Raw genomic sequence first — 24,034 nt, forward strand, 5'->3', positions numbered from 1 at the left:
TTACTTTTTTAGTCTTTGTTGCTTGTATTTTTGAATCAGTTTTTGTCCCTTAGAAGTAGCCAGTCCATACAAAAAGTTGTCTGTGATTTCGGCAATTACCTGTCCGGGAGTGAACCTGGTTATCGGAAAGTTGATCGTATCAAACATTAAAAACATCGTTACCAGTCTGAAGCGGGTGAGTATTTCTATGTTTATCCCTTCCCTGTATAAATCTTCTTTGATACCCCATTCCATATTGGTTCTGATGATTTCAAGAAAAAATTTGTTCTTGTGTTCCAGAAACTGTTTATATGCTTTTGGGTGATATTTTTCGAGGTCAAACATGAGTGAAGGGTTCATGTGTTTCAGCATTTCCTGCACCATATCAATCGCCAGAAAAATTTCGTGTATCGCATTTTCACTCTGGTTGCGTGTTCCAACACAATCGTTTTTGCTTCGCTGAATTTCAATATCTATTGCACCTTCAACCAGCGCATCTTTGTCGGCATAAAACTGGTAAATGGTCTTTTTGCTCATGCCCAGGTGATTGGCAATCTCATCCATACTCACACTGCGCAGGCCATAACGCATGAATAATTCATGTGCTTTGAGTAATATTCTTTCCTGTGTTTCCATACGCTTAATTCGGGCGCAAAACTATGGAAACTTTATTCGTTACCAAAGTTTCCAATGGTTTTTTTGGATTAATTCTGTGTTAAACGGCCGAAAAAAGGGATGAATGAAATGCTTATGGGCGTTAGTTTTTATTGGTTCATGTCCTTATGGAACGACCCAATTGTTTTTTTCTTAGTTACTTTACATTGAAATACAACCTGATGAGCCAAACAGAGATAAAAGCCACCATAAGCATCTACCTGAAAAAAATGCTTCAGTATTTTTTTCAGGGTCTGATTGTGCTGGCGCCTATTGGTATTACCCTCTGGGTAGTCATCGGCTTATTCAGGTGGATCGATGGATTTTTACCTAACCTCATCCATACACTCTTCCCCAGTTTACTTGAAAAAGATGCCGACGGTAGCCTGAAAAGCTTGCCCGGACTGGGTTTTATCGTGGTAATTGTATTGGTATTACTGGTCGGATGGGTATCTTCTCTTTTTGTGGTGGGCCGACTGGTAACATTACTTGATACGGTGCTGGAAAAAACGCCTGGTATTAAATTCATCTATTCATCAGTAAAAGATTTTCTCGAAGCATTTGCAGGTAACAAAAAGAAGTTTGATAAGCCCATACTTGTAAACGTAGATGCCAATGATGTATGGCGTATTGGTTTTATTACCCAGCAATCATCTGCCGATTTTGGTTTGGAAGACCATGTAACCGTTTATGTACCGCATTCATACGCTATTTCAGGTATCACTTATATTGTTCCCAGAGACCGCATTAAACCACTTAAAGATGTAAGCGCCGCCGACGCCATGAAATATGCAGTATCGGGAGGTGTTACGGATGTTCATGAGTGAAGGAGAAGTCCATAGTTGATAGTCCATGGTCAATAGATTTTTACTGTTGTCTGATTTGTAAGTGTATAGTAGTAATCAATACTATGGTCCATGGACTATTAACCATGGACTACCTGTCATAAACTATCAGCTATTTCCTAACTTGCGTTCTCAAGCAAGCAACATGAAAGTGCATAATTTTAATTCAGGACCATCTGTTCTGCCTAAAACCGTTATGGAGCAAGCCTCTCAGGCCATTCACGATTTTAATGGAACGGGTTTATCTATCCTTGAAATTGGTCACCGTACTGCACATTTTCAGTCGGTAATGGATGAAGCCATTAGCGCTGTAAAACAACTGATGCAGATCGGCGAAAATCATGATGTGCTTTTTCTGCATGGCGGAGCCACCACACAGTTTATGGAGGTGCCCATGAATTTATTGGATGAACAGGCAACAGCGGCTTACCATGTAAATGGTATCTGGGGTAAAAAAGCGGCAACAGAGGCAGCATTGTTTGGGAAAGTGAATGTTGTGGCAGACAGCTCGGACAGAAATAATACCTATATACAAAAAGACTTTTCCATCTCTGAAGATGCCAGTTACCTGCATATTACCAGCAACAATACAGTAGAGGGAACGCAATGGCACCATTTTCCGCAGACAAATGTTCCATTGGTAGCCGATATGAGCAGCGATATATTTTGCAGACCCGCTGATTACAATCGTTTTGCATTGATATATGCAGGTGCACAAAAAAATATGGGAGCAGCAGGTGTAAATATGGTTGTGGTACGAAAAGATGTACTGGGAAAAGTAAAACGCCGGTTGCCAACTATTATGGATTACCAGAAACATATTGCAGCGGGCTCATTAATCAATACCCCACCCGTTTTTGCCGTATATGTAAGCATGCTCACTCTTCGCTGGATTATACAGGAAGGTGGTTTGACCGAAATGGGAAAGAGAAATGAGGCAAAAGCCGGTTTGTTATATCATACCATCGACAGTCTCCCTATATTCAAATCAACCGTTGAAAAAGAAGACAGAAGCCTGATGAATGCTGTTTTCTTTCTGACCGATCCATCACTTGAAACCGCATTCCTTGATGAGTGCAAAAAAGAAGGGATGGTTGGGGTGAAAGGTTATCGTACTGTTGGGGGCCTGAGGGTGAGTATGTACAATGCTTTACCGCTAAGCAGCGTAGAAGCTATCTGCTCGCTGATGCAGGACTTTGCACGCCGGAAAGGCTGATTTTTTATGAGCGGTTATATCCGGATTTGAATTTTACCTACTTTTGGACCGAAAAACGATTTTGGTCGAAAATGATATTGTCCGCAAAAGAAGAGATTGTAAAAGACGACATCCTACGGGAGGCGCAGAAATTATTTCAGCAGTTCGGGCTGAAGAAAACCACCATGGAAGATATTGCCCGTTCTATGGGCAAGGGTAAAAGTACCCTGTATTATTACTATTGCAGTAAGGAACAGATATTTGATGCCGTCATCAGTAAAGAGATGACAGAAGTATTTCATGATGCAAAAGAAGCTACTGAAAAATCAGCATCTGCAGAAGATAAACTCAGGGCATTTACCATTACAAAGATCAAAGCACTCCAGAAAAAATCAAACCTTTACAAAGTAGTTCGTGGCGAAATGCAGGAAAATATGCGTTGTATGAAACACCTGCATACAGCTTATGACCAGCAGGAAGTAAAACTGGTAACAGATATCCTGAGTTTTGGGATTAAGAATGGAGAATTCAGTGCGGCCATTAAAAAAGAGCTGGATATTCTGCCAATGATCATTGTAAGTTCTCTGCGTGGACTGGAGCAGGATTTGTTTGCCGGGAACAAATATCCCAAACTTGAAGCAAGGATTGATTCAGTGATTAGTATTATGGTTAAGGGATTAAAAAAATAAAAAACGGTTTCAAACGTCTCGTCCAGTCTCAGACTGGACGAGAATTATTCAATAATAGAGAAAAACAACTACATGAAAGAACAAATACAACCTGCTAATGGGAAACTGGGTATACTGCTGCCTGGACTGGGAGCAGTGGCTACCACTGTTATTGCGGGAGTTGCGGCGGTGAATAAAGGAATTGCACAACCAATTGGGGCATTAACACAAATGGGTAATATCCGTCTCGGCAAAAGAACGGAGAACAGGTTTCCGCTGATTAAAGATTTCGTTCCACTGGCACCCTTGAGTAATGTAGTATTCGGCGGATGGGATGTGTACAGCGATAATGTATACGAAGCGGCCATAAATGCCAAAGTGCTGGAACCGGCATTATTAAATACCATCAAAGCAGAACTGGAAGCCATTAAACCCATGAAAGCGGTGTTTGATAAATCGTATGTGAAAAACCTGGATGGTACACATATTAAATCAGCTGCCAGTAAATGGGATCTTGCCAACGAAGTAATCAATGATATTGAAAACTTTAAAAAGGAGAATGGCTGCGATCGCGTAGTAATTGTTTGGTGTGGATCAACAGAAAAATATATCGAGCCATCTGCTGTGCATGAAACCATTGCTTCGTTTGAGGAAGGCTTAAAAAAGAATGATCCTGCTATTTCGCCCAGTATGATCTATGCATATGCGGCCATCAAGATTGGCGTACCATATGCTAACGGGGCACCCAATCTTACCTGCGATATTCCTGCATTGATTGAGTTGGCAAAAGAAACAGGCACGCCTATTGGCGGTAAGGATTTCAAAACAGGTCAGACCTTGATGAAAACCATACTGGCGCCGGGTTTACACGCCCGTGCCCTGGGTATACGTGGCTGGTTCTCCACCAATATTCTGGGTAACAGAGACGGACTGGTACTGGATGATCCGGATAATTTTAAAACAAAAGAAGTTTCCAAGTTAAGTGTACTGGAAGATATTCTCCAGCCTGAAATCAACCCGGAATTATATGGCGATCTGTATCATAAAGTACGTATCAACTATTATCCTCCGCATGGTGATAATAAAGAGAGCTGGGACAATATCGACATCTTTGGCTGGTTAGGATATCCGATGCAGATAAAAATTAATTTCCTGTGTCGCGATTCTATTCTGGCTGCTCCGATTGTACTCGACCTCGCCATCTTTATGGATCTGGCGAAACGTGCAAACATGAGTGGTATTCAGGAATGGTTGTCGTTCTATTTTAAATCGCCACAAACAGCACCCGGTCTGAGACCAGAGCATGATATTTTCAAACAACTCATCAAGTTGCAGAATACACTGCGCCATATGATGGGTGAAGACCTGATTACACACCTGGGTCTTGATTATTACCAGGACCTGGTGGAAGCATTATGATGACCGTTCAGAAAATAATTGCCAGTTGCTTTGGCATTGGCAAAATAAAAGGCGGTGGAACAATAGCTGCAGCCATTTGTTGCGTGCCCTGGTATATGGCCCGCACCACAGGTTCGTTTGAATGGATGACCCTTGTAATAACTGTTGCCATTACGGTATTGGGTATTTGGGCTGCCAAAGGAGTTGAGAAAGAGTGGGGCAAAGACAGCAGCAGGGTTGTAATTGATGAAGCGGCAGGAATGATGATCAGCCTGCTCTTTATACCAGTTACAATACCTTATATGGTAACTGGATTTATATTGTTTCGATTACTGGATATTACCAAGCCTCTGCTGATCAGAAAAACAGAATCGCTTCCCGGTGGATTGGGAGTGATGATGGATGATATATTGGCGGGGGTATATACCAACTTGCTATTACACACAATTATGTGGTTAAATGTTTTTTGACAGATGGTTACTTTTGTAAAAGCACAGGCTGCATCATTAGCGGCTACCATTGTTGACTTTGCCGTCTTTATTCTATTGACGACAGTATTCAACTGTTGGTACCTGGCAGCCAGTATTACAGGAACCATCTCAGGAGGTATTACCAATTTTTTACTCGGAAGGGTATGGGTATTCGATGCAACCAAAGGGAAAATACCCTTGCAGGCATTCAAATACTTACTGGTATGGATGGGTAACCTGTTACTGGTAACAGGTGGTGTATTTGTGGTAAAAGAATATGTTGGACTTCCCTCCCTTGCGTCAAAAATCATCGTATCTCTAATTGTAGGGTTTACCTATAATTACCTGTTGCAAAAAAAATTCGTGTTCAAATAATAACAAAAAATGAAAAGTAAAAGAGCTGTTGTAAGGTGGGGATTGCTGGGAATATTCATCATGCTTGGTTTTATACAGGGCATGGCACAAACTGTAATCAAAGGAACGGTGGTTGATGCGGTAAGCAAAACACCTTTACAATATGTGAGCATTGTATTTAAGGGCGGACGTGGTACAGTAACAGATAGTCTTGGACAATTTACATTACGTTCAAATGGAAGCATTAGTATTATTGTAGCTTCTTATGTGGGTTACCTGAATGTACAGAAAACAATTGTTCCCGGTAAAGAGCAGACGATAGATTTTGAACTGGAAACAGATCCGAAAGCTATTAATAATGTTACGGTATCAACTAATAAACGTGCGAAATACCGTAACAAAAATAATCCGGCAGTTGACCTTATCAGAAGAGTAATTGATAATAAACCGCTGAACCGTCCGGAGAAATATGATTATGTAGAGTACGACCAGTATGAAAAACTGGAAGTGTCGTTGAGTAGTGTACCCGAAAAACTGGCCAATAACAGGATGTTGCGTAAGTACCAGTTCTTATTTGAAAACAGGGATACCACCAAACTCAAAGGCAAAACATTATTGCCTGTTTACCTTGAAGAAAAACTCACTCAAAAATACTATCGGAAAAGACCGGAGAAAACAAAGTCAATCGTTCGTGGAGAAAAGAGGGTAAATTATGGAGAGTATATTGATAACGATGGTGTAAGCCAATACCTCAACAGACTCATCATGGACGTAGATATCTATGATGATAATATTCCTTTGTTTACGTATCAGTTCCTGAGTCCGATTGCTGACCTGTCCCCTACGTTTTATATGTTCTATATCCGGGATACCATAACGGATGAAACAGGCAAAAAACTGATCAAAATGTATTTCACACCCAGAAATACAAATGATCTTTTGTTTCGCGGTAATATGTATATCACACTCGATGGTAACTATGCGGTTCAGAAACTGGATATGTTCCTGAGCAAAAACGTAAACCTCAATTTTGTTCGTGAACTGCATATTGATTTAGACTTTGAACAAAACCCGGATGGTCGTTACCATTTAAGCAAGAGTAATGTAATGGCAGAAGCTGCTGCTACCAAAGGTGCCAGCGGAGGGTTCTTTGGTGAACGGACCGTATCATTCAAAAATTATCGGATCAATGAAGCGAGACCTGATACTACTTATGATGGCCCTGCTTTAGTAAAACAGAATGAAAAAGTAGATAAACTGCCTGATAGTTTCTGGCAGCAGAACAGGCACGATACATTAACCGGAACGGAATCGAAAATTTATTCCAATATCGACAGCCTCGAAAAAATGCCTTCCTTCAGAAGAACAATGGCAATAGCGATGTTCCTGTTTTCTGGCTATACTTCAGTAGGTGGCGGATGGTTGGAAGTAGGACCGGCAGCGGCTTTTTATGGTTTTAATCCGATAGAAGGGTTTAAACTTCGTTTGGGTGGACGAACAACGCCTAAACTTAGTAAACGCATTTATTTTGAAGGGTATGGTGCATATGGTTTTAAAGACGAGAAGTTTAAATATTTTATAGGCACCACCTACTCACTTAATAATAAATCGATTTACACTTTCCCGCTGAAATATGTGAGAGCGAGTTACCAGCACGATACAAAAATTCCGGGTCAGGAATTACAGTTTGTGCAGGAAGACAATTTCTTCCTTTCATTCAAAAGAGGAAATAACGATAAATGGATTTATAACGACATCTTCAAATTTGAATATGTTCACGAATTACAAAACAGGTTATCCTACACATTAGGTTACCGAAACTGGCGGCATACACCTGCAGGTTCGATTGTGTATAATAAAGTGGTGAATGGCAGTGTGGTTAATGTTCCTTCAATTAACACTTCTGAATTCTCTGCTCAGGTACGATGGGCACCCAAAGAGCAATTCTATCAGGGTAAAGTATTCAGGATCCCTATTATTAATAAGTATCCCATATTTACTCTCCGTTTTACTGCAGGGGTGAAAGGCTTATTTAAAAGTGAATATAATTACCAGAATATCAACCTGAGGATAGAAAAGAGAGTGTTTATGTCGCAATTTGGTTATAGCGATATGGTTGTGGAAGGTGGTTATACATTTGGCACAGCACCTTATCAGTTGCTAACGGTTCACCGCGCCAACCAAACCTATGCTTACCAGTTAAATTCCTATAACCTGATGAATTTCCAGGAATTCGTGAGCGATCATTATGCAACCTTACTGGTGGATCATCATTTCAATGGACTCATCTTTAACCGTATTCCATTGTTGCGGAAACTTAAATTGCGTGAATTACTTAGTATGAAAATCATTTATGGTGGCATACGCGATCAGAATAATCCCGATAAGAATCCTGATCTGATCAAGTTTCCTACTACATTGGGTGTGCCTACTACATTTTCGCTAAGTAAAAAGCCATATATAGAAGGAAGTGTGGGTATTGGAAATATTTTTAAACTGTTCAGGGTAGATCTTGTGCGAAGGTTTAATTACAAAGAAAACCCGAATATCAGCACATGGGGTGTAAGAGCTCGCTTTAAATTTGATTTCTGATTTAGTAGTTAATTTGTATCATAGAATAAATGCATGGAAAAAGTTGCTTTAAGAATAAAATTGCAGAAAGCCATATATGTAATAATTGATCCGTTTGTAAAAGGGTTGATTAAAATGGGCCTTACCCCTAACATGGTTACCATGATTGGGTTTGTTCTCAACATAGGGGTGGCCATTATTTTCATTGAAGGTGGTGAACGTGGCAACCGTGGCGATCTTTCATATGTTGGCTGGGCAGGCGCACTCGTACTTTTTGCGGGTTTGTTTGATATGCTCGATGGTCAGGTAGCACGCCTGGGGAAAATGAGTTCATCATTTGGTGCCATGTTCGACTCGGTACTCGACAGGTATAGTGAACTGATTATGTTTCTGGGCATTTGTTATTACCTGATTGCACACCATTATTTTTTTAGCTCCCTTTTTGCATTTGTAGCCATGATTGGTTCCATGATGGTAAGTTATACGAGAGCGAGAGCCGAAGGACTGGGTATTGAATGTAAAGACGGTTTAATGCAAAGGCCAGAGCGTATTGTACTCATAGGCGTATCGGCTATAGCCTGCGGTATTGCCGGAGAATATATAGGAGGCGACTGGAAATGGTATATCAGCGGTGTAAAATTTCATGTACTCGAAACCATGTCTATTTTTACCCTGCCACTTACTTTAATGGCAGTGCTTACTAATATTACAGCCATTAACAGGTTACGTAGTTCTAAAAAAGCACTTGACGCAAAAGACGCTTTGGTAAAAGCATCCAAAACATCAGCATTGCCAATATTGTTCGCAGGACTATTGTTCGCAGGAATGGTTTCTTATAATAATGCTTACGCACAACAGGATAATCCATCTGCTAATAGTCGCAAAACAGTAATAGAACCACAGGATACATTTCCAATACCCAGGGGGAATAATAAACAACTTTTTTACCTGCAAAGAACAGCGAATACCAATACCATTGTCTGTGAATTGAAGTATAATAAAAACGGCGAACTCGATGAAGATGATCCTGTTCATGTATTCTGGATCCGTTATCCGGAAGGTGGGCAGAAGAAAGAACTGTCATATATACAGCGTGTTTTTGCTTATGGTATAAAATCGCAGGCGCTCGCAAAAGATTCTTACAAACTACATTTTGTTTCCTACAAAAAAAGACCGCTCTATCTGATGCGCTCATCTAAAGACAACCAGTATAAAGTATACGCTACCATCAATAACCAGCAAGTAGTATTAAATCGCATATTTATTAAAGTAGATGGAGGAACATTCTGGTCACCGAATGTGGTATATATGGAGATGAAAGGCGTAGATGAAAATACCGGCAGAGAAGTAATGCAAAGATTTAAACCCTGATATGACAGGACATTCCACATCAACAGGCTCTTTTTTTTCAGCAAGACATTTACTGATTACAACTGCCGTTTCTGTGGTTTATTTATTGGTAAGCTATTGGCTGATAGGGTATAAACAGGATCAACTTAATCTTGTAATACTGTTTAATGCTTGTTATTATATATCACGCGTCACCAGAAAATTTATTCTGGGCTTTTCCATATTCATTGTTTTCTGGATCATTTTCGATTTTATGAAGGCTTTCCCCAATTATCTCTATCAGGAAGTGCATATTGAAGATTTGTATGCAGCAGAAAAAAGATGGTTTGGTATAAAGAATGGCTACAGCTTGGTTACACCAAACGAATACTGGTCCTCAAATCATACTACATGGCTGGATATTTTGACAGGTTTTTTTTATTTAAGCTGGGTACCGGTACCACTCGGTTTTGCCGCCTTTCTTTTTTTTAAAAACAGAAAATGGTTTCTGCAATTCTCGCTCACTTTTCTGTTTGTGAACCTGCTCGGTTTTATTATTTATTATGTTTATCCTGCTGCACCACCCTGGTATATACAGCAATATGGCTTTTTGTTTGAAGCCGCAACACCCGGTAATACAGCAGGTCTGGCCAGATTCGATACCTATTTTGATGTCAGCATATTCAAATCATTATACGAAAAAAGTTCTAATGTATTTGCTGCTATGCCATCTTTACACTCCGCATATCCATTGATTGTTTTGTATTATGGATGGAAGTTCAGGTTGAAGTGGATTAATCTATTCTTTGCAGTTGTTATGATAGGTATCTGGTTTTCGGCGGTATATACAAGTCATCACTATGTGCTCGATGTACTGGCAGGAATTATATGTGCTATTACCGGTATCGTCTTATTCAACTGGCTATCGGTCAAACAAAAAAGCGTTAAAAATGCCATAGATGGGTATGCGCGTATCATTGAATAATATCAACTGCGTCTTTTCATAACGTTTCTTTTATAATTATTTACAGATATTTGCGCAATGGCAATTATTAAACCCTTCAGGGCATTGCGCCCACAACCACAACTGGCAAAACAAGTAGCCAGCAGACCCTACGATGTTTTAAACAGTGCAGAAGCAAAAATTGAAGCACAGGGAAATCCGAGTACTTTTCTTCATATCACTAAAAGTGAAATAGATTTACCCGATACTACAGATATTCATGCACAGCAAGTATACGAACAGGCAAAATCTAATCTGGATGCATTCATGAAACGTGAAATTTTGTTTCGTGAATCAAAAGAATGTTATTATATCTATCAACTGATTATGAATGGCCGTAAGCAAACAGGTCTGGTTTGTGTAAGCAGTATTGATGATTATGAAAATGACGTGATACGTAAACATGAATTTACACGTCCGGAAAAAGAACAGGATCGCATCAATCATATTCGTATTTCAGGTGCGCAAACAGGTAACGTATTTCTGGCATACAGAAGTAATGATTCAATGGATGAATTGATTGAAAAATGGAAAGAAAACAAATCGCCTGTATATGATTTTACTGCCGATGATGATATTCAGCATTCCATCTGGATTGTAAATGACACGGCTGTTTGTGACCAGATAACAGGCATTTTTCAAAGAGAAATTCCCTACACATATATTGCCGATGGTCACCATCGGGCAGCTTCTGCAGCTAAAGTACGTAAGGCTTTGGGAGCCGAAGCCGGACCGGGAGCTGATTATTTTCTCACTACATTATTTCCATCCAGCCAGTTACAGATCATGGATTATAACCGGGTGGTAAAAGATTTAAACGGACTCTCAACTGCAGCATTTATACAAGCGCTAGAAAATAAATTTGATGTACAGTTAAAAGGTGCAGAACCGGTGAAGCCCACAGCATTACATGAGTTTGGCATGTATTTGGAAGGTAACTGGTATATACTAAGAGCAAAACAGGATGCTTATACAGACGATCCTATTGGTGTATTGGATGTAACGGTGTTACAGAATCATGTTTTGGATGCTATATTAAATATCAGAGACCCGAGAACCGATACACGTGTTGAATTTGTAGGGGGCATCAGGGGATTAGGCGAACTGGAGAAAAAAGTAAACAGTGGCGCATTTGCTGCAGCATTTAGCTTATATCCCGTAACCATTGATCAGCTATTTGACATTTCAGACAGCGGAAATGTAATGCCACCAAAAAGTACCTGGTTTGAACCTAAATTAAGAGATGGGCTCTTAACACACCTGATTGGAGAGTAGCAGACAAAAGTTTAAAATAATGAGTATGCGAATTGTTATATTAACGCTTCTGTTACTGACACAGGTTACAGTAATAGCGCAGGACCCCGGAAAAAAATTACAGGAAACCGCCAAATCCATGCTGATGCAGGGCGATTTCGACAATGCTATTGCTATACTCGAAACAGCTGTTAAACAGGCACCGGCCGATATATCAATTCAGAAAGACCTGGCTTATGCCTGTTACCTGAAAAGAGATTTTGCTAAATCGATACAGATAGGAAGGGTATTGGCGGAAAGATCGGATGCGGATGAACAGATTTTTCAAATCCTGGGTTTGTGTTATAAAGCAACTGCATCATACAAAGAAGGAGCAAAACTGTATAAAACAGCGTTGAAGAAATTTCCAAACAGTACTATCATTTATAATGAACTGGGTGAATTATTGATCATGGATAATGCGCCGGCAGAAGCCATTGAGCAATGGGAGAAAGGAATAAAGGCCGACCCCAATTACAGCAGCAATTATTATAATGCCTGTATTTATTATACTAAAACAGGTAACTGGGTCAGGGTAGCTTTATATGGAGAACTTTTTGTAAACCTTGAAAGCTTTACTGAAAGAACAACCGATGTAAAAAAAGCCCTTCTTAATGCCTGGCAAAAACTCTTCCTGCCTACTGTTATTTCGCAGCAATTAAAAAATAATCCATCTGCTTTTGAAAAAAATGTTTTGCAAACGATGGAAAAAATTGTTCAAACAGTAACTGCAGGTTTTCAACCTGAAACAAGTACATCTATCCGCTCTAAATGGGTACTGGATTGGTTTAAAAATAATACCGGATATCCATTTGGATTATTTGACCAGCAACAGTATTTCATACGAGAAGGCTTGTTTGAAGCATATAATCAATGGTTGTTTGCAGAACCTGTGAACCAGGATGCATATAAAGTATGGAAAGACACACATCCGAAAGAAGCTGCCGCTTTTGACGCTTTCCAGAAAACAAGGTTGTTTAAATTACCACCCGGTCAGAATTATTTTTCGAAATAAATGCCTGAAATATAAGCTAAGAGCCTGTATCCACAGATACGGGCTTTTTTATTTGTAGGCTTTTGCCTAAATTGACTCTCCTAAACTGCTTATTATGGAAAGCCAAAAAGATGAAAGACTCTGGCGCATGGCCAAGAAAAGAGCTTCTTTTAAAAGAAACCTGTATGGGTATATCATAATTGTGGCCTTCCTATGGGCCATTTGGTGGATCGGAACCGGTAGGGAAACAGGGTTTAAAGGAACCCCCTGGCCTATCTGGGTGATGTTGGGTTGGGGTATAGCATTGGGATTCCAGTATTTTAATGCATATAACGGTAATACACGCGACCTGGCAGAAGAAGAATATGAAAAGCTGAAGAAACAATAGCGGAACAGTGATTTGTGAATACGTATTTATTTGAACGATTGCCATATGATTGTAAAAAGACTTTTTGATTGTTTGCAACACCAGTTACAACATTTTCCTAAAAAAGATATGTTGGCTGCAAAGGAGAAGGGGCAGTGGGTAACCTATAGTACCGAACAGGTTGTGGATACGGTGAACAGGTTTAGTGCAGGATTACTAAAATTAGGTGTAAGTGCAAAAGATGTTACACCGGAGTCGAGCGATAAAATTGCCATCATCAGCAATAACCGCCCGGAATGGATTTTTACAGACCTCGCAGTACAGCAAATAGGAGCTATACTGGTTCCGGTTTATCCAACAACAAACCCGGCAGAACTGGAGTTTATTCTGAATGATGCAGCTGTTCAATACCTTTTTGTAAGTAGTGCGGAGTTGCTGGAGAAGGCAAAAACAGTAGCTGCAAAAGTACCTTCTATAAAAGCCATTTTTACATTTGATACGATTGAGGGAGCAAGGCACTGGTCAGAAGTAACGGCACTGGCCGATGAGATATCTGTACAAGAGGTAAAAACCATCAGTGCAACCATTCCTGTATCGCATCTGGCAACGATTATTTATACATCGGGTACAACCGGTACGCCAAAAGGTGTAATGTTAAGCCACAGGAATATTTATTCCAATGTGCAGTTTTCAAAAGAAAGTTTTCCGTTTAATGATGCACCGGAAACAAAAGTGCTCAGCTTTCTTCCTTTGAATCATATTTTCGAAAAAACAGTAACCTATATTTATCTCTACAGTGGTATCAGCATTTATTATGCCGAAAGTCTTGAAACCATTGGTGATAATCTTCGTGAAATAAAACCAGATGGCTTTACAACCGTTCCCCGTTTACTTGAAAAAGTATTCGAGCGTATAATGGCCAAAGGAAATGAATTGACGGGCATCAAGAGAAAATTATTTTTCTGGGCCGTTTCATTGGCAGAACGCTATGACAACCTGAAAAGTGGGGGCTTCTGGTATAATATTCAACTGGCACTTGCCAATAAACTGATTTTTAGCAAATGGCGCGAAGCATTAGGAGGTAATGTTTCATTTATTGTAACGGGTGGAGCCGCCTGTCAGGTAAAACTCTTACGTATATTTAATGCAGCCCGAATTCCGGTATTTGAAGGCTATGGGCCAACTGAAAACAGTCCGGTTATTAGTGTAAACCGTCAGGCTAAAGGACTTACAAAATTCGGTACTGTGGGACCCTTAATCAACGGAGTAGAGCTCCGGCTGGCGGAAGATGGCGAGATTTGTGTAGCAGGCCCAAGTGTGATGGAAGGGTATTACAAACGTCCTGATCTTACTGCTGAAGCGGTAATAAACGGCTGGTTGCATACAGGAGATATTGGTGTATTAGAAGATGGTAAATTCCTTAAAATTACAGACCGCAAAAAAGAGTTGTTTAAAACCAGCGGAGGTAAATATGTAGCCCCGCAACCTATCGAAAATAAACTAAAAGAAAGTCCTTTCATCGAACAGGTAATGGTGGTGGGCTCGGAAAGAAAATTTGTAGGAGCATTAATTGTTCCATCTTTTCTTACTTTAAAAGAATGGATGAAAGAAAAGGGTGTTAATTATACAACGAATGAAGATGCGATACATAATCCTCATGTTCTGGAGCTGTATCGTGAACTGGTAGAAAGCTATAACAGCTATTTTAACCATGTGGAGCAGATTAAAAAATTTGAATTACTGCCACAGGAATGGACCATCGATACCGGCGAAATGACGCCTAAAATGAGCCTGAAACGAAAAGTAGTGATGGAGAAATTCAAAACGGCAATCGACCATATTTATGCCTGATACACTTCTTTATTTTCCCCCAAAAAGAAGAGGTAGAAAGGGTCAGTATTTTTTCGGCAGCATAATAAATCAGCCGGAATTATTGTCATTTTAGTAAAAGTGACTTAAAATATTTTATATAAGTATACCAACCCAATATGATTGAACCAGGCATTTATCGTGCAATGATTGAAAATGCAATGGATGCATTTTTTCTAACCAAAACAGATGGTACCATACTGGATGCCAATCCTGCTGCATGTAAAATGTTTGGCTACACACAAGAAGAATTACAGGGTGCCGATCGGAGACAGATTATTGATGTTGAATCACCTGGTCTGGAAAAACACCTTAAAGAAAGACAGGAAAAAGGAAAAGTTATTTGTGAGTTAATTGGTATCAGGAGAAGTGGAGAAAAATTTCCAATCTGGGTTTCTTCGGTCATTTTCAGTGGAAAAGACGGAGAGCAAAATACGTTTACGATTATACAGGATATCTCGGAACTGAAACTGAAAGAGAAAGAGTTGAAAGAAGCCGAGATGAATATGAGGATGGTATTGAATCATACGGAAGAACTATTTATAATATTGGATAAGGATCTCAGGATTGTGAACTTTAATAAAGCGACAGAGGAAAAATCAAAAAAATTACTAGGCGTTCCATTCGAAAAAGGAAGATCAATATTCGATAGTGCTGCTCCTGAAAGACTCGCATACCTGAAAGAGTTATACGCGGATGTTTTGAATGGATCGACACGCCGCAACATTGTAGAAATACCAGCCACAGCCGAGCATGCTAAGTTTATTATAGACATTCGTTACTCACCTCTTTATGATAAAGGTCAGGTAACTGGAGTAATTATTAATGTGCATGACATTACAGAAACAAAGGAAAAAGAAGCAACACTCCTGAAAACCAATGAAAGGTTTTATTACGCTACTAAAGCAACCAACGATGCAATATGGGATTGGGATATACAAAATGATATGGTATTGCGTGTTGGTGATGGACTGAAGAATATGTTCGGCTATGAAATAGAAGATGCAGAAAAGGATAAGAACTTTTGGATAGACCGGGTGCATATGGATGATGTAAAGAAGATGGTTGAAAAACGGAGTCGTATTCTATTTCATACCAATGAACTGTATTGGGAAGATGAGTATAGGTTCAGAAGAGCAGATGGAACATATGCGTATGTTTTCGACAAAGGGTATATTATTCGGAGTGCGGACGGAAAACCAGAAAGAATGATTGGCGCAACACAGGATGTATCAGAGCGAAAAGAATCGGAGGCCTTATTGCTCGAATTAAATAACCGGCTTAAGAAAAGAGCCGAGGAACTGGTAAATTCAAATATTGAACTGGAGCGTTTTGCCTATGTGGCCTCACACGATTTACAGGAACCATTGAGAATGGTAACGAGTTTTTTGCAGTTATTCAGGAAAAGATATGAAGGAAAAATCGACGAAACTGCCGATCAGTATATTCATTTTGCCGTAGATGGCGCAGAACGTATGAAAACACTGATAATGGACTTGCTTGAATATTCAAGGGTAGGTTCCAGTGCAGAAGTATTTCAGGAAACTGACCTGAATTTTCTTCTTAAAGAGTTACAGGCAGTTTTTTATAAATCATGTGAAGAAACTGGTGCAACAATTCATATTGACCCAATGCCAACAGTTAAAGCCAATAAAACGCAGTTATTTCAGTTGTTTCAAAACCTTGTAAGCAATGCTTTAAAGTATCACAGTGATCGCGTTCCTGAAATTACAATTAGCTATGAGGAAAAAGAAGAAGAATATGTATTTGTGGTAAAAGATAATGGAATTGGAATTGATTCATCATTTCACGAAAAAATATTTGTCATATTTCATCGGTTACACAGCCGTTCGGAATATAGCGGAACCGGAATTGGCCTTGCTATCTGTAAGAAAATCGTTGAAAGGCATGGAGGAAAAATATGGATAGAATCAGAACCAGGCTCGGGTAGTAGCTTTTTCTTTTCTATTTCAAAAAGAATATAAAGACTGAGTATTGTTTTCGTTTCTTTAAATGTTTAGTATATTGTTATAGTAACACATGAAAACCCTGAAATATTCTATCACCCAAACGGCCGGCCATGTCCGAGAGTAGTCACCAAGCATTGACGATACTGATTGTGGAGGACAACCCCGGAGATCTCTTTCTTCTGGAAGAATTGCTGAAAAGTACATCATTACCTATACGCCGGTTAATTAAAGTAATAAGTGCTACAGAGGCCAAGCTGGCCTTGCAGCAGGAAGAAGTAAACCTTGTTTTACTTGATTTGAGTTTGCCCGATAGCAATGGCCTGGAGTCTTACGAATCGGTGAACGAATATGCAGCCTCCATACCAATTATTGTTCTTACAGGTTTAATAGATATGGAAATAGCACTCGAAACCATGGCAAGCGGCGCACAGGACTATCTTATTAAAGGAGAATTTGACGAAAAACTGCTTGATAAATCGGTACAATATAGTATTGAACGTAAGAAAAGCCAGGAAAATTTAAGGGAAAGCAATGATCGATACAGGTTTGTTACAAGAGCCACAAATGATGTGGTATGGGATATGAACCTTGAATCGAAAATAATACTCTGGGCAGGCGAAAATCTTCAAAGACTCTTTGGCTATGCGTTACCTGATGATGAAAGTGATTTTAATTTCTGGGCAGAAAAAATACACGAAGATGAAAGAACCGCAGTAGTAAACAGGTTACTGGACACCTGCAATGGCAATAGGGGTGAGTTATGGAGTGATGAATACCGGTTTAAACGGGCCGATGGAACAGATGCTTATGTGCTTGATAAAGGATACCTGTTGTATAAAAATGGAAGAGCCGTTCGAATGATTGGCTCTATGCAGGATATTACAGAAAGAAAACTGGCAGAATTGCAGGTAATGAATAGTGAAAGAAGATTTCGTTCATTGGTGCAAAACGGCTCAGACATGATTAAAATACTCGATAAAAACGGAGTATTTATATTTTCTAGTCCGAGTGTTGAACAGGTGCTCGGCTATGCTTCAGATCAAATTGTAGGGAAGACTTTTTTTGAGTTTATGCATCCTGATGAAGTTATAGATATGAGGAAACATTTTGAAATCATCAAAGACTCCGATTATCATGAGATACAGTATTTCCAGTTTAGAAATGCAGCAGGAGAATGGCGGTGGCTGGAAACAAAGCTTACTAACTTATTAAATGATCCGGCTGTAAAAGGCATAGTTTCCAATTCAAGAGATGTAACTGAAAAGAAAAAAGCAGAAGAAGCGATTCGCGCTTCTGAAGAAAGGTATAGGAACCTGTTTTTTTATAATCCAATGTCGATTTATATCTGGGATATTGAAACATTTGAAATATTGGAAGTTAATGATACAGCTCCAAGAGAATATGGTTATACAAGAGAAGAATTCCTCGGATTGACCATGCTGAAATTAAGAAAGGAGGAAGATGTTCCAAAATATCTTGAATTTACAAAGCAACTGATTGGTGCAGGCCCTGATAAAGTTACTCAGGGTGTATGGAAGCACATCCATAAAAATGGAGAACCTATTTTTATGGAGATCTATTCACAAAAAATAACTTTTAAAGACCGGAATGCAGTGATAGCGCTGGCAAATAATGTAACAGAAAAAATTCGGCTGGAGAAAAAACTGGAAGAAGAGAGAAATGCCAAGCAAAAAGAAATTACAGAAGCAGTAATACGTGTGCAGGAAAAGGAACGATATGAAATAAGCCGTGAATTGCATGATAATGTAAATCAGCAATTAACGGTGGCCATGATGTATATCGCTACGGCAGAGAAAGGAACAGGCAATGCTGAAGCCTTATTAAAACAATCGTCAGGGTTTATTTATAATGCAATTGAGGAGATTAGAAAGTTATCAAAAGCACTGGTAACACCATTAATCAAAGATTTTGGTCTCTGTAAAGCCATAGATGGTTTAATAGAAGATATACAGATGGCTAATACGATACAGCTCGATTTCTTTTATGGTAATTTTCACGAAGAAGATATCAGCTATGAATTTAAGCTGAATATATTCCGTATTGTACAGGAACAGATGAACAATATCATTAAACACGCTCAGGCAAAACAAGTGGTGATCGAATTATACCGCGATGAGAAAATAGTACTTTCAGTTAGTGATGACGGAAAAGGTTTCGATACAAAAATTAAAAGAAATGGAATCGGGCTTAATAATATTCAAACGAGAACTGAATTGTACACCGGTAGTATTGCAATACAATCTGAGCCGGGTAAAGGCTGTAAAATTAAAATTGAATTTCCAGTTACAAATGACATACTTGTAGCCGGATAATTTCTTGACCAGGATGCAAAAAAAGAAGCCGCAGATTCACAGATTAATTTTACTAATCTTTGAACCTGTGGCTTAAATAGAGAAGAAGTGTAATGTTTATTCCAAGATTACTCAATACCCGGCTGTTTCAATTTCCAACCGGTTTTAGCTTTCTCTGCATCAACTATTTTCTTTACATCAGCCAGTAATTTCTTTGCGTCATATACAACGCCATCTTTTATGGTAAACTGAACACCACCTGTTCGTACAATCTTATTTTCTTTGGTCAGTTCAATGGCACCAGTACCATAGAGTACCTGTAAATTTTTTAACGGGTTGGCATTTATAATTACTATATCGGCCAGTTTACCTACTTCAATACTGCCAATTTCCTTTTCCATACCCAATGCCTGTGCACCATATAAAGTAGCAGAACGAATTACTTCCAGTGGATGAAAACCAGCTTCACGTAAGAGTTCAAGTTCGCGTATATAACCAAAACCATAAGTCTGGTAAATAAATCCATTATCGGAACCGGCAGTTACACGCCCACCACGATTTTTATATTCATTAATAAAACTCATCCATAACCTATAGTTGTTTTTCCACTCTACTTCCTGCTCCGTTCCCCAATTATGCCAGTACGATCCGTGGCTCTGGTAACTGGGTTCATAAAATTTCCAGAGAGAAGGCAATGTATAATCCTCATGCCACTCAGCTCTTCTTGCGCGGTGAAGGTCGCGGTTGGCTTCGTAGATATTAAAAGTAGGATCCAGTGTAAAATCAAGCGCAATCAATTCATTCATTACTTTGTTCCAGTGATCGGAATAAGGAGGGGCTGCCTGTTTCCATAATTTACCGGCTTCTTCAAAACGGTGTTGCTCATTATTATAATTATAATCTGAAGGGTAGTTTTGAATGGTTTTATCAGTGAATAAAGCCTCGGGTAATCCATACCAGTGTTCCATACTTGTCATACCTGCCCTTGCCGAGTTTAATACATTCCACCTGGCAACATCGGTTTGTGCATGGTGAGCAGTAGAACGTAACCCCAGTGCTTTGTTTTCACGAACAGCAGCATCCATTACTTCAGGCGATGCTCCAAAAAATTTAATACCATCGGCACCTTTTTTTGCATTCTCACGAACCCAGTTACGGGCCTGTTCGGCATTGGTAATCGGACCACGGTTACCCTGACCAAAAGAAGTATAAGCAAAAATGCGGGGAGCAGTAATGGAATTGGCTGCGCTTTTACGTTTGTGTTCAAGCACCCAGTCTAAACCATTACCGGCCGAAGGGTCGCGTATAGTGGTAATACCATGTGCCATCCACAATTTAAAAACATATTCGGCAGGAGTGCCCTGCGCCGTACCTCCAATATGACCATGCATATCAATTAATCCGGGCAGTGCATACATGCCTTCGCAGTTCAGTTCTTTACCGCCTGCTTTGAGTACAGGTCTTCTGTTTTGGTTAATCGGTAATCCCGGACTACCCACCCCCTGTATCTGAACAATACGGTTGTTTTCAATTACAATATCCATCGGCCCCAGCGGAGGTGCACCGGTACCATTGATGAGGGTAACACCGCGAATGATGAGCTGTGTGTATGGACCGTCACCATCTTTTACCTCAGGAGCTTTTGCTATCTGGGCGTAGAGGGTGAAAAGGGAAAGGTGAAAAGTGAAAAGAAGAGATAGTGCTTTTTTCATGGCAATTGATTGGGCAATGAAAATAGCAAATATGTAATTAATTCGGGTTTGTAATTGTTGAATGCTATATAACTACTCAGGTTAGAGTAGTAAGGTATTTCCCCCTGATTACGTCCTGAACTGGCTTCCCTTCAATCTTACTCTCCAGCCATGAAATAACATCGAGGTACATAAATGCACGGTTTTCAAGACTGTTTTTTTCAAGTGGTCGGAGCTTATTTAATAACAGTTCAAACTGAGGCTTCAGTTTTCGTGGGGTAAGTTTGAAAGATTGTTTGAGGAAAGAAAATATTTCTAATTCAACCGTACTCAGGTTTTGCATCTTGGCCATAAACCGGTAGACCGACTTCAACAGGTACTCTAATAAATCAAAGTTACCCAGTTCATAATGTGCAATGAGGTGTAACAAACGGGCATAACATTGAAGGTCGGTTCGCAGGTCAACTTTGAGGTTGATGATTTTATTCAGGTAGTCAATACTTTTTTCATGATCACCTGAGCCAAAATATAAAGACGCAAATTTATAATAGAACACAAGAATCCGATGCCTGTCTAAATAAATCTCATACTCTTTCAGCTTCTCTTCAATCTCTGGCACCAGTAATAAACCTTTTGTAAAACTGCCTTCCATAAAATGTTTATTCAGCTTGGCAGTATACAGGTACAAAAAAGTTTGTATCAGGTTATTGTGGTTATGCTGAACTACAGGGTCATGTGTAAAACGTTCAAACTGCTGAATGGTTTCTTCAAATTTTTTGTGGTTGCGTAAATCAAAATGTGCACTTAACAGGTTATGCATACCCTTGATATAGTGTGCCGTTTCCACTTCAATCATTTTTGGGGAACTATTAAAAAGGTCAACCCATTTCTGACAATACCGGTAATACAGCAAAAAATCCTGTATAATAAAACCATACCAGCAATAAGACTGATAACGATAAAGTTTCTCATAAAACCCGTCGCAGTTTTTAACCTGTTCGAGCAGCTCCTGTTTAAATATCTGGTCTACTTCTGCCCTGTCTTTTTCATTTCTGGCATGACCATTCTGAATATACCAACTGTACAATAGCAGGGAAAGATCAGATAACTGACCGATCAGGCGTAAGCGGCCATTGATTTCTTCCGATTCTGCACTCAGCTTCTCGGCCCTGTCCTGCATGCTTCTGGTAATATGAAGTGCCTCAATTTTTTTCTCCAGAAAAACAACCTGTAAAATATATGTAACCTGGTGGTGGTTACGGGCCAAATCCTTGATTTTATCCAGCACTTTCAAACTCTGCAGGTATAAACCTTTATTGTATAAAAGTCGTGCAAAATCGAGCTGTTCATGTAACTGAAGATCAATATTCTCTTCTTTTTTCAGTGAGCGCAGGCTTGTAAGTACTTCCTGGTACAAGCGGGCTTTGAGATTCGATAGCTGTTGTTTTTGTATACCGGGATGTTTTTTTAACAGGGTTTCTTCATCATAATGCTTCATTTTATCAAGTGCATCGAATAACTGAACCACTTTCAGATCGCCTGAACCACCGGAAGAACTTTTCATATACAGTTTAAAATGACGCTTTTCGGCCGTTTCGAGTGACTGTATCAACTGAAAAAGGGTATCTGTACTTCGGTTAGGCATGGTAAATCTTACTGGTTAAAATCCTTTACTGACAAGGGTTTTATTGGAATTGGGGTTGCTTATACAGTGTAAAATAACATCAATTTTGATCTGAAACCCCTCAATATCTCATCTAAATTCGAAGATAAGCAGGCTGTTGATTTGTTAATACAGGCAATCATTAACAAAATTCTTCAGCTTGCTTTTTTATCCCAATTATAAAAACGAAGACGAAATGGGTCAGCAGGTTTATATTTTCGATACCACATTACGCGATGGTGAGCAGGTGCCCGGTTGTAAACTCAATACCAAGGAGAAGCTCGAACTGGCACTAAAACTGGAGGCCCTGGGTGTGGATATCATAGAAGCCGGATTCCCCATTTCTTCACCCGGCGATTTTGAATCGGTGGAACAAATAGCCAAAGCTGTAAAGAATGCAACCGTATGCGGTTTAAGCCGGGCCGTGCAAAAAGATATTGAAGTAGCGGCACAGGCATTAAAATATGCCAAACGTCCACGTATCCATACCGGTATTGGCACATCCGATTTCCATATTAAAGCCAAATTCAATGCTACGCAGGATGAAATACTCAGCCGTGCTGTACAGGCTGTAAAATGGGCCCGCAATTTTACCGATGATGTTGAATTTTATGCAGAAGATGCCGGCAGAACAGAAAATACTTACCTGGCCAGGGTTATTGAAGCAGTTATTGCTGCCGGGGCTACGGTCGTAAATATTCCAGATACAACAGGTTATTGTTTACCACATCAGTATGGTGAAAAAATCGCTTTCCTGAAAAATAATGTACCCAATATTGATAAAGCTGTAATCTCCTGTCATTGTCATAACGATCTTGGTCTGGCAACAGCCAATGCAATTGCAGGTGTAATAAACGGTGCAAGACAAATAGAGTGTACTGTAAATGGACTGGGAGAAAGAGCAGGCAATACTTCACTGGAGGAAGTGGTTATGGTATTGCAACAGCATAAAGACCTGGGTTTTTACACGCAGGTGCAAACTCAGCAGTTAAATCCCATCAGCAGAGAGGTTTCAGATATAATGCGGATGCCCGTTCAACCCAATAAAGCTATAGTGGGTGCCAATGCATTCTCACATTCATCAGGTATTCACCAGGATGGTTTCCTGAAAGATGCACAAACCTATGAGATCATTAACCCGGAAGAAGTAGGTGCAGAAGGAAGTAAGATTGTATTAACAGCAAGGAGTGGAAGAAGTGCACTGGCACATCGTTTTCAGAAATTAGGTTACCAATATAACAGGAATGATATCGACGTTTTATATCAGTCATTCTTACAGGTAGCAGACAGAAAAAAAGAAGTGGAGGAGAGCGATCTGCATGCAATGGCACAGGCCTATAAACCTGAGCCGGCAATGGCATAGGATTTTCTCATCAGCATAGTTTTAGTTTTTCTCAGCCTGGCATTTT

The 24,034-nt window shown here is 39.6% G+C and carries 19 protein-coding genes; 16 read left to right on the forward strand and 3 right to left on the reverse strand.

All coding sequences use genetic code 11. From position 1 onward, the window contains the following. Window positions 1–615 carry a TetR/AcrR family transcriptional regulator gene (locus KXJ59_RS04745; protein ID WP_295201710.1) on the reverse strand — a complete coding sequence of 205 codons (615 nt, stop codon included), beginning with the start codon at window positions 613–615 and terminating at the stop codon, window positions 1–3. A gap of 200 nt (window positions 616–815) precedes the next feature. Here KXJ59_RS04745 and KXJ59_RS04750 point away from each other — a divergent pair, with 200 nt between their 5' ends. From KXJ59_RS04750 to KXJ59_RS04820, 15 genes are all read left to right on the forward strand, one after another. Next, window positions 816–1,460, forward strand: coding sequence for a DUF502 domain-containing protein (locus KXJ59_RS04750; RefSeq protein WP_295201713.1), 645 nt, complete (start codon window positions 816–818; stop codon window positions 1,458–1,460). 163 nt (window positions 1,461–1,623) lie between these two features. Then, on the forward strand, window positions 1,624–2,694 hold the full coding sequence (gene serC / locus KXJ59_RS04755) for a 3-phosphoserine/phosphohydroxythreonine transaminase (RefSeq protein WP_295201716.1): 1,071 nt from the start codon (window positions 1,624–1,626) through the stop codon (window positions 2,692–2,694). A gap of 71 nt (window positions 2,695–2,765) precedes the next feature. Next, window positions 2,766–3,362 carry a TetR/AcrR family transcriptional regulator gene (locus KXJ59_RS04760; protein WP_295201719.1) on the forward strand — a complete coding sequence of 199 codons (597 nt, stop codon included), beginning with the start codon at window positions 2,766–2,768 and terminating at the stop codon, window positions 3,360–3,362. Window positions 3,363–3,434: 72 nt separating this feature from the next. Further along, on the forward strand, window positions 3,435–4,760 hold the full coding sequence (locus KXJ59_RS04765; protein WP_295201720.1) for an inositol-3-phosphate synthase: 1,326 nt from the start codon (window positions 3,435–3,437) through the stop codon (window positions 4,758–4,760). After that, complete coding sequence (locus tag KXJ59_RS04770) at window positions 4,757–5,209, forward strand: phosphatidylglycerophosphatase A (protein WP_295201723.1); 453 nt, start codon at window positions 4,757–4,759, stop codon at window positions 5,207–5,209. The genes KXJ59_RS04765 and KXJ59_RS04770 overlap by 4 nt, the downstream gene beginning before the upstream one ends. A gap of 3 nt (window positions 5,210–5,212) precedes the next feature. Then, window positions 5,213–5,584 (forward strand): GtrA family protein, encoded by a 372-nt coding sequence (locus tag KXJ59_RS04775; RefSeq protein WP_295201725.1) that lies wholly within the window; start codon window positions 5,213–5,215, stop codon window positions 5,582–5,584. A gap of 9 nt (window positions 5,585–5,593) precedes the next feature. Continuing rightward, on the forward strand, window positions 5,594–8,155 hold the full coding sequence (locus KXJ59_RS04780; RefSeq protein WP_295201728.1) for a DUF5686 and carboxypeptidase-like regulatory domain-containing protein: 2,562 nt from the start codon (window positions 5,594–5,596) through the stop codon (window positions 8,153–8,155). Between the two features lie 33 nt (window positions 8,156–8,188). Then, window positions 8,189–9,505, forward strand: coding sequence for a DUF4833 domain-containing protein (locus tag KXJ59_RS04785; RefSeq protein WP_295201730.1), 1,317 nt, complete (start codon window positions 8,189–8,191; stop codon window positions 9,503–9,505). Between the two features lies 1 nt (window position 9,506). Then, complete coding sequence (locus tag KXJ59_RS04790) at window positions 9,507–10,448, forward strand: phosphatase PAP2 family protein (protein WP_295201732.1); 942 nt, start codon at window positions 9,507–9,509, stop codon at window positions 10,446–10,448. Window positions 10,449–10,505: 57 nt separating this feature from the next. Continuing rightward, complete coding sequence (locus tag KXJ59_RS04795; protein WP_295201733.1) at window positions 10,506–11,741, forward strand: DUF1015 family protein; 1,236 nt, start codon at window positions 10,506–10,508, stop codon at window positions 11,739–11,741. A gap of 25 nt (window positions 11,742–11,766) precedes the next feature. Continuing rightward, complete coding sequence (locus tag KXJ59_RS04800) at window positions 11,767–12,774, forward strand: tetratricopeptide repeat protein (protein ID WP_295201736.1); 1,008 nt, start codon at window positions 11,767–11,769, stop codon at window positions 12,772–12,774. Between the two features lie 94 nt (window positions 12,775–12,868). Further along, window positions 12,869–13,141 (forward strand): 2TM domain-containing protein, encoded by a 273-nt coding sequence (locus tag KXJ59_RS04805; protein WP_295201738.1) that lies wholly within the window; start codon window positions 12,869–12,871, stop codon window positions 13,139–13,141. Between the two features lie 45 nt (window positions 13,142–13,186). Next, window positions 13,187–14,971 (forward strand): long-chain fatty acid--CoA ligase, encoded by a 1,785-nt coding sequence (locus tag KXJ59_RS04810; protein WP_295201740.1) that lies wholly within the window; start codon window positions 13,187–13,189, stop codon window positions 14,969–14,971. Window positions 14,972–15,108: 137 nt separating this feature from the next. Beyond that, on the forward strand, window positions 15,109–16,974 hold the full coding sequence (locus KXJ59_RS04815; RefSeq protein ID WP_295201744.1) for a PAS domain-containing sensor histidine kinase: 1,866 nt from the start codon (window positions 15,109–15,111) through the stop codon (window positions 16,972–16,974). 95 nt (window positions 16,975–17,069) lie between these two features. Continuing rightward, window positions 17,070–19,292: a PAS domain S-box protein gene (locus tag KXJ59_RS04820; RefSeq protein ID WP_295201747.1), complete on the forward strand. Its 2,223-nt coding sequence runs from the start codon at window positions 17,070–17,072 to the stop codon at window positions 19,290–19,292. A gap of 107 nt (window positions 19,293–19,399) precedes the next feature. Here KXJ59_RS04820 and KXJ59_RS04825 read toward each other — a convergent pair whose 3' ends face one another. Both KXJ59_RS04825 and KXJ59_RS04830 read right to left on the reverse strand, forming a co-directional pair. Then, the gene (locus KXJ59_RS04825) at window positions 19,400–20,983 is read right to left on the reverse strand and encodes an amidohydrolase family protein (protein ID WP_295201750.1); all 1,584 of its coding nucleotides are present in this window, start codon (window positions 20,981–20,983) and stop codon (window positions 19,400–19,402) included. 76 nt (window positions 20,984–21,059) lie between these two features. Next, a complete protein-coding gene (locus KXJ59_RS04830; protein WP_295201752.1) occupies window positions 21,060–22,607 on the reverse strand; it encodes a hypothetical protein in 1,548 nt (515 codons plus the stop codon). A gap of 178 nt (window positions 22,608–22,785) precedes the next feature. On the opposite strand from KXJ59_RS04830, the gene KXJ59_RS04835 reads away from it, so the two are divergent. Further along, window positions 22,786–23,988: a 2-isopropylmalate synthase gene (locus KXJ59_RS04835; protein ID WP_295201754.1), complete on the forward strand. Its 1,203-nt coding sequence runs from the start codon at window positions 22,786–22,788 to the stop codon at window positions 23,986–23,988. Window positions 23,989–24,034 lie beyond the last annotated feature (46 nt).

This window comes from Sediminibacterium sp., assembly GCF_019264485.1.
In the GTDB taxonomy this organism is placed as follows: domain Bacteria; phylum Bacteroidota; class Bacteroidia; order Chitinophagales; family Chitinophagaceae; genus Sediminibacterium.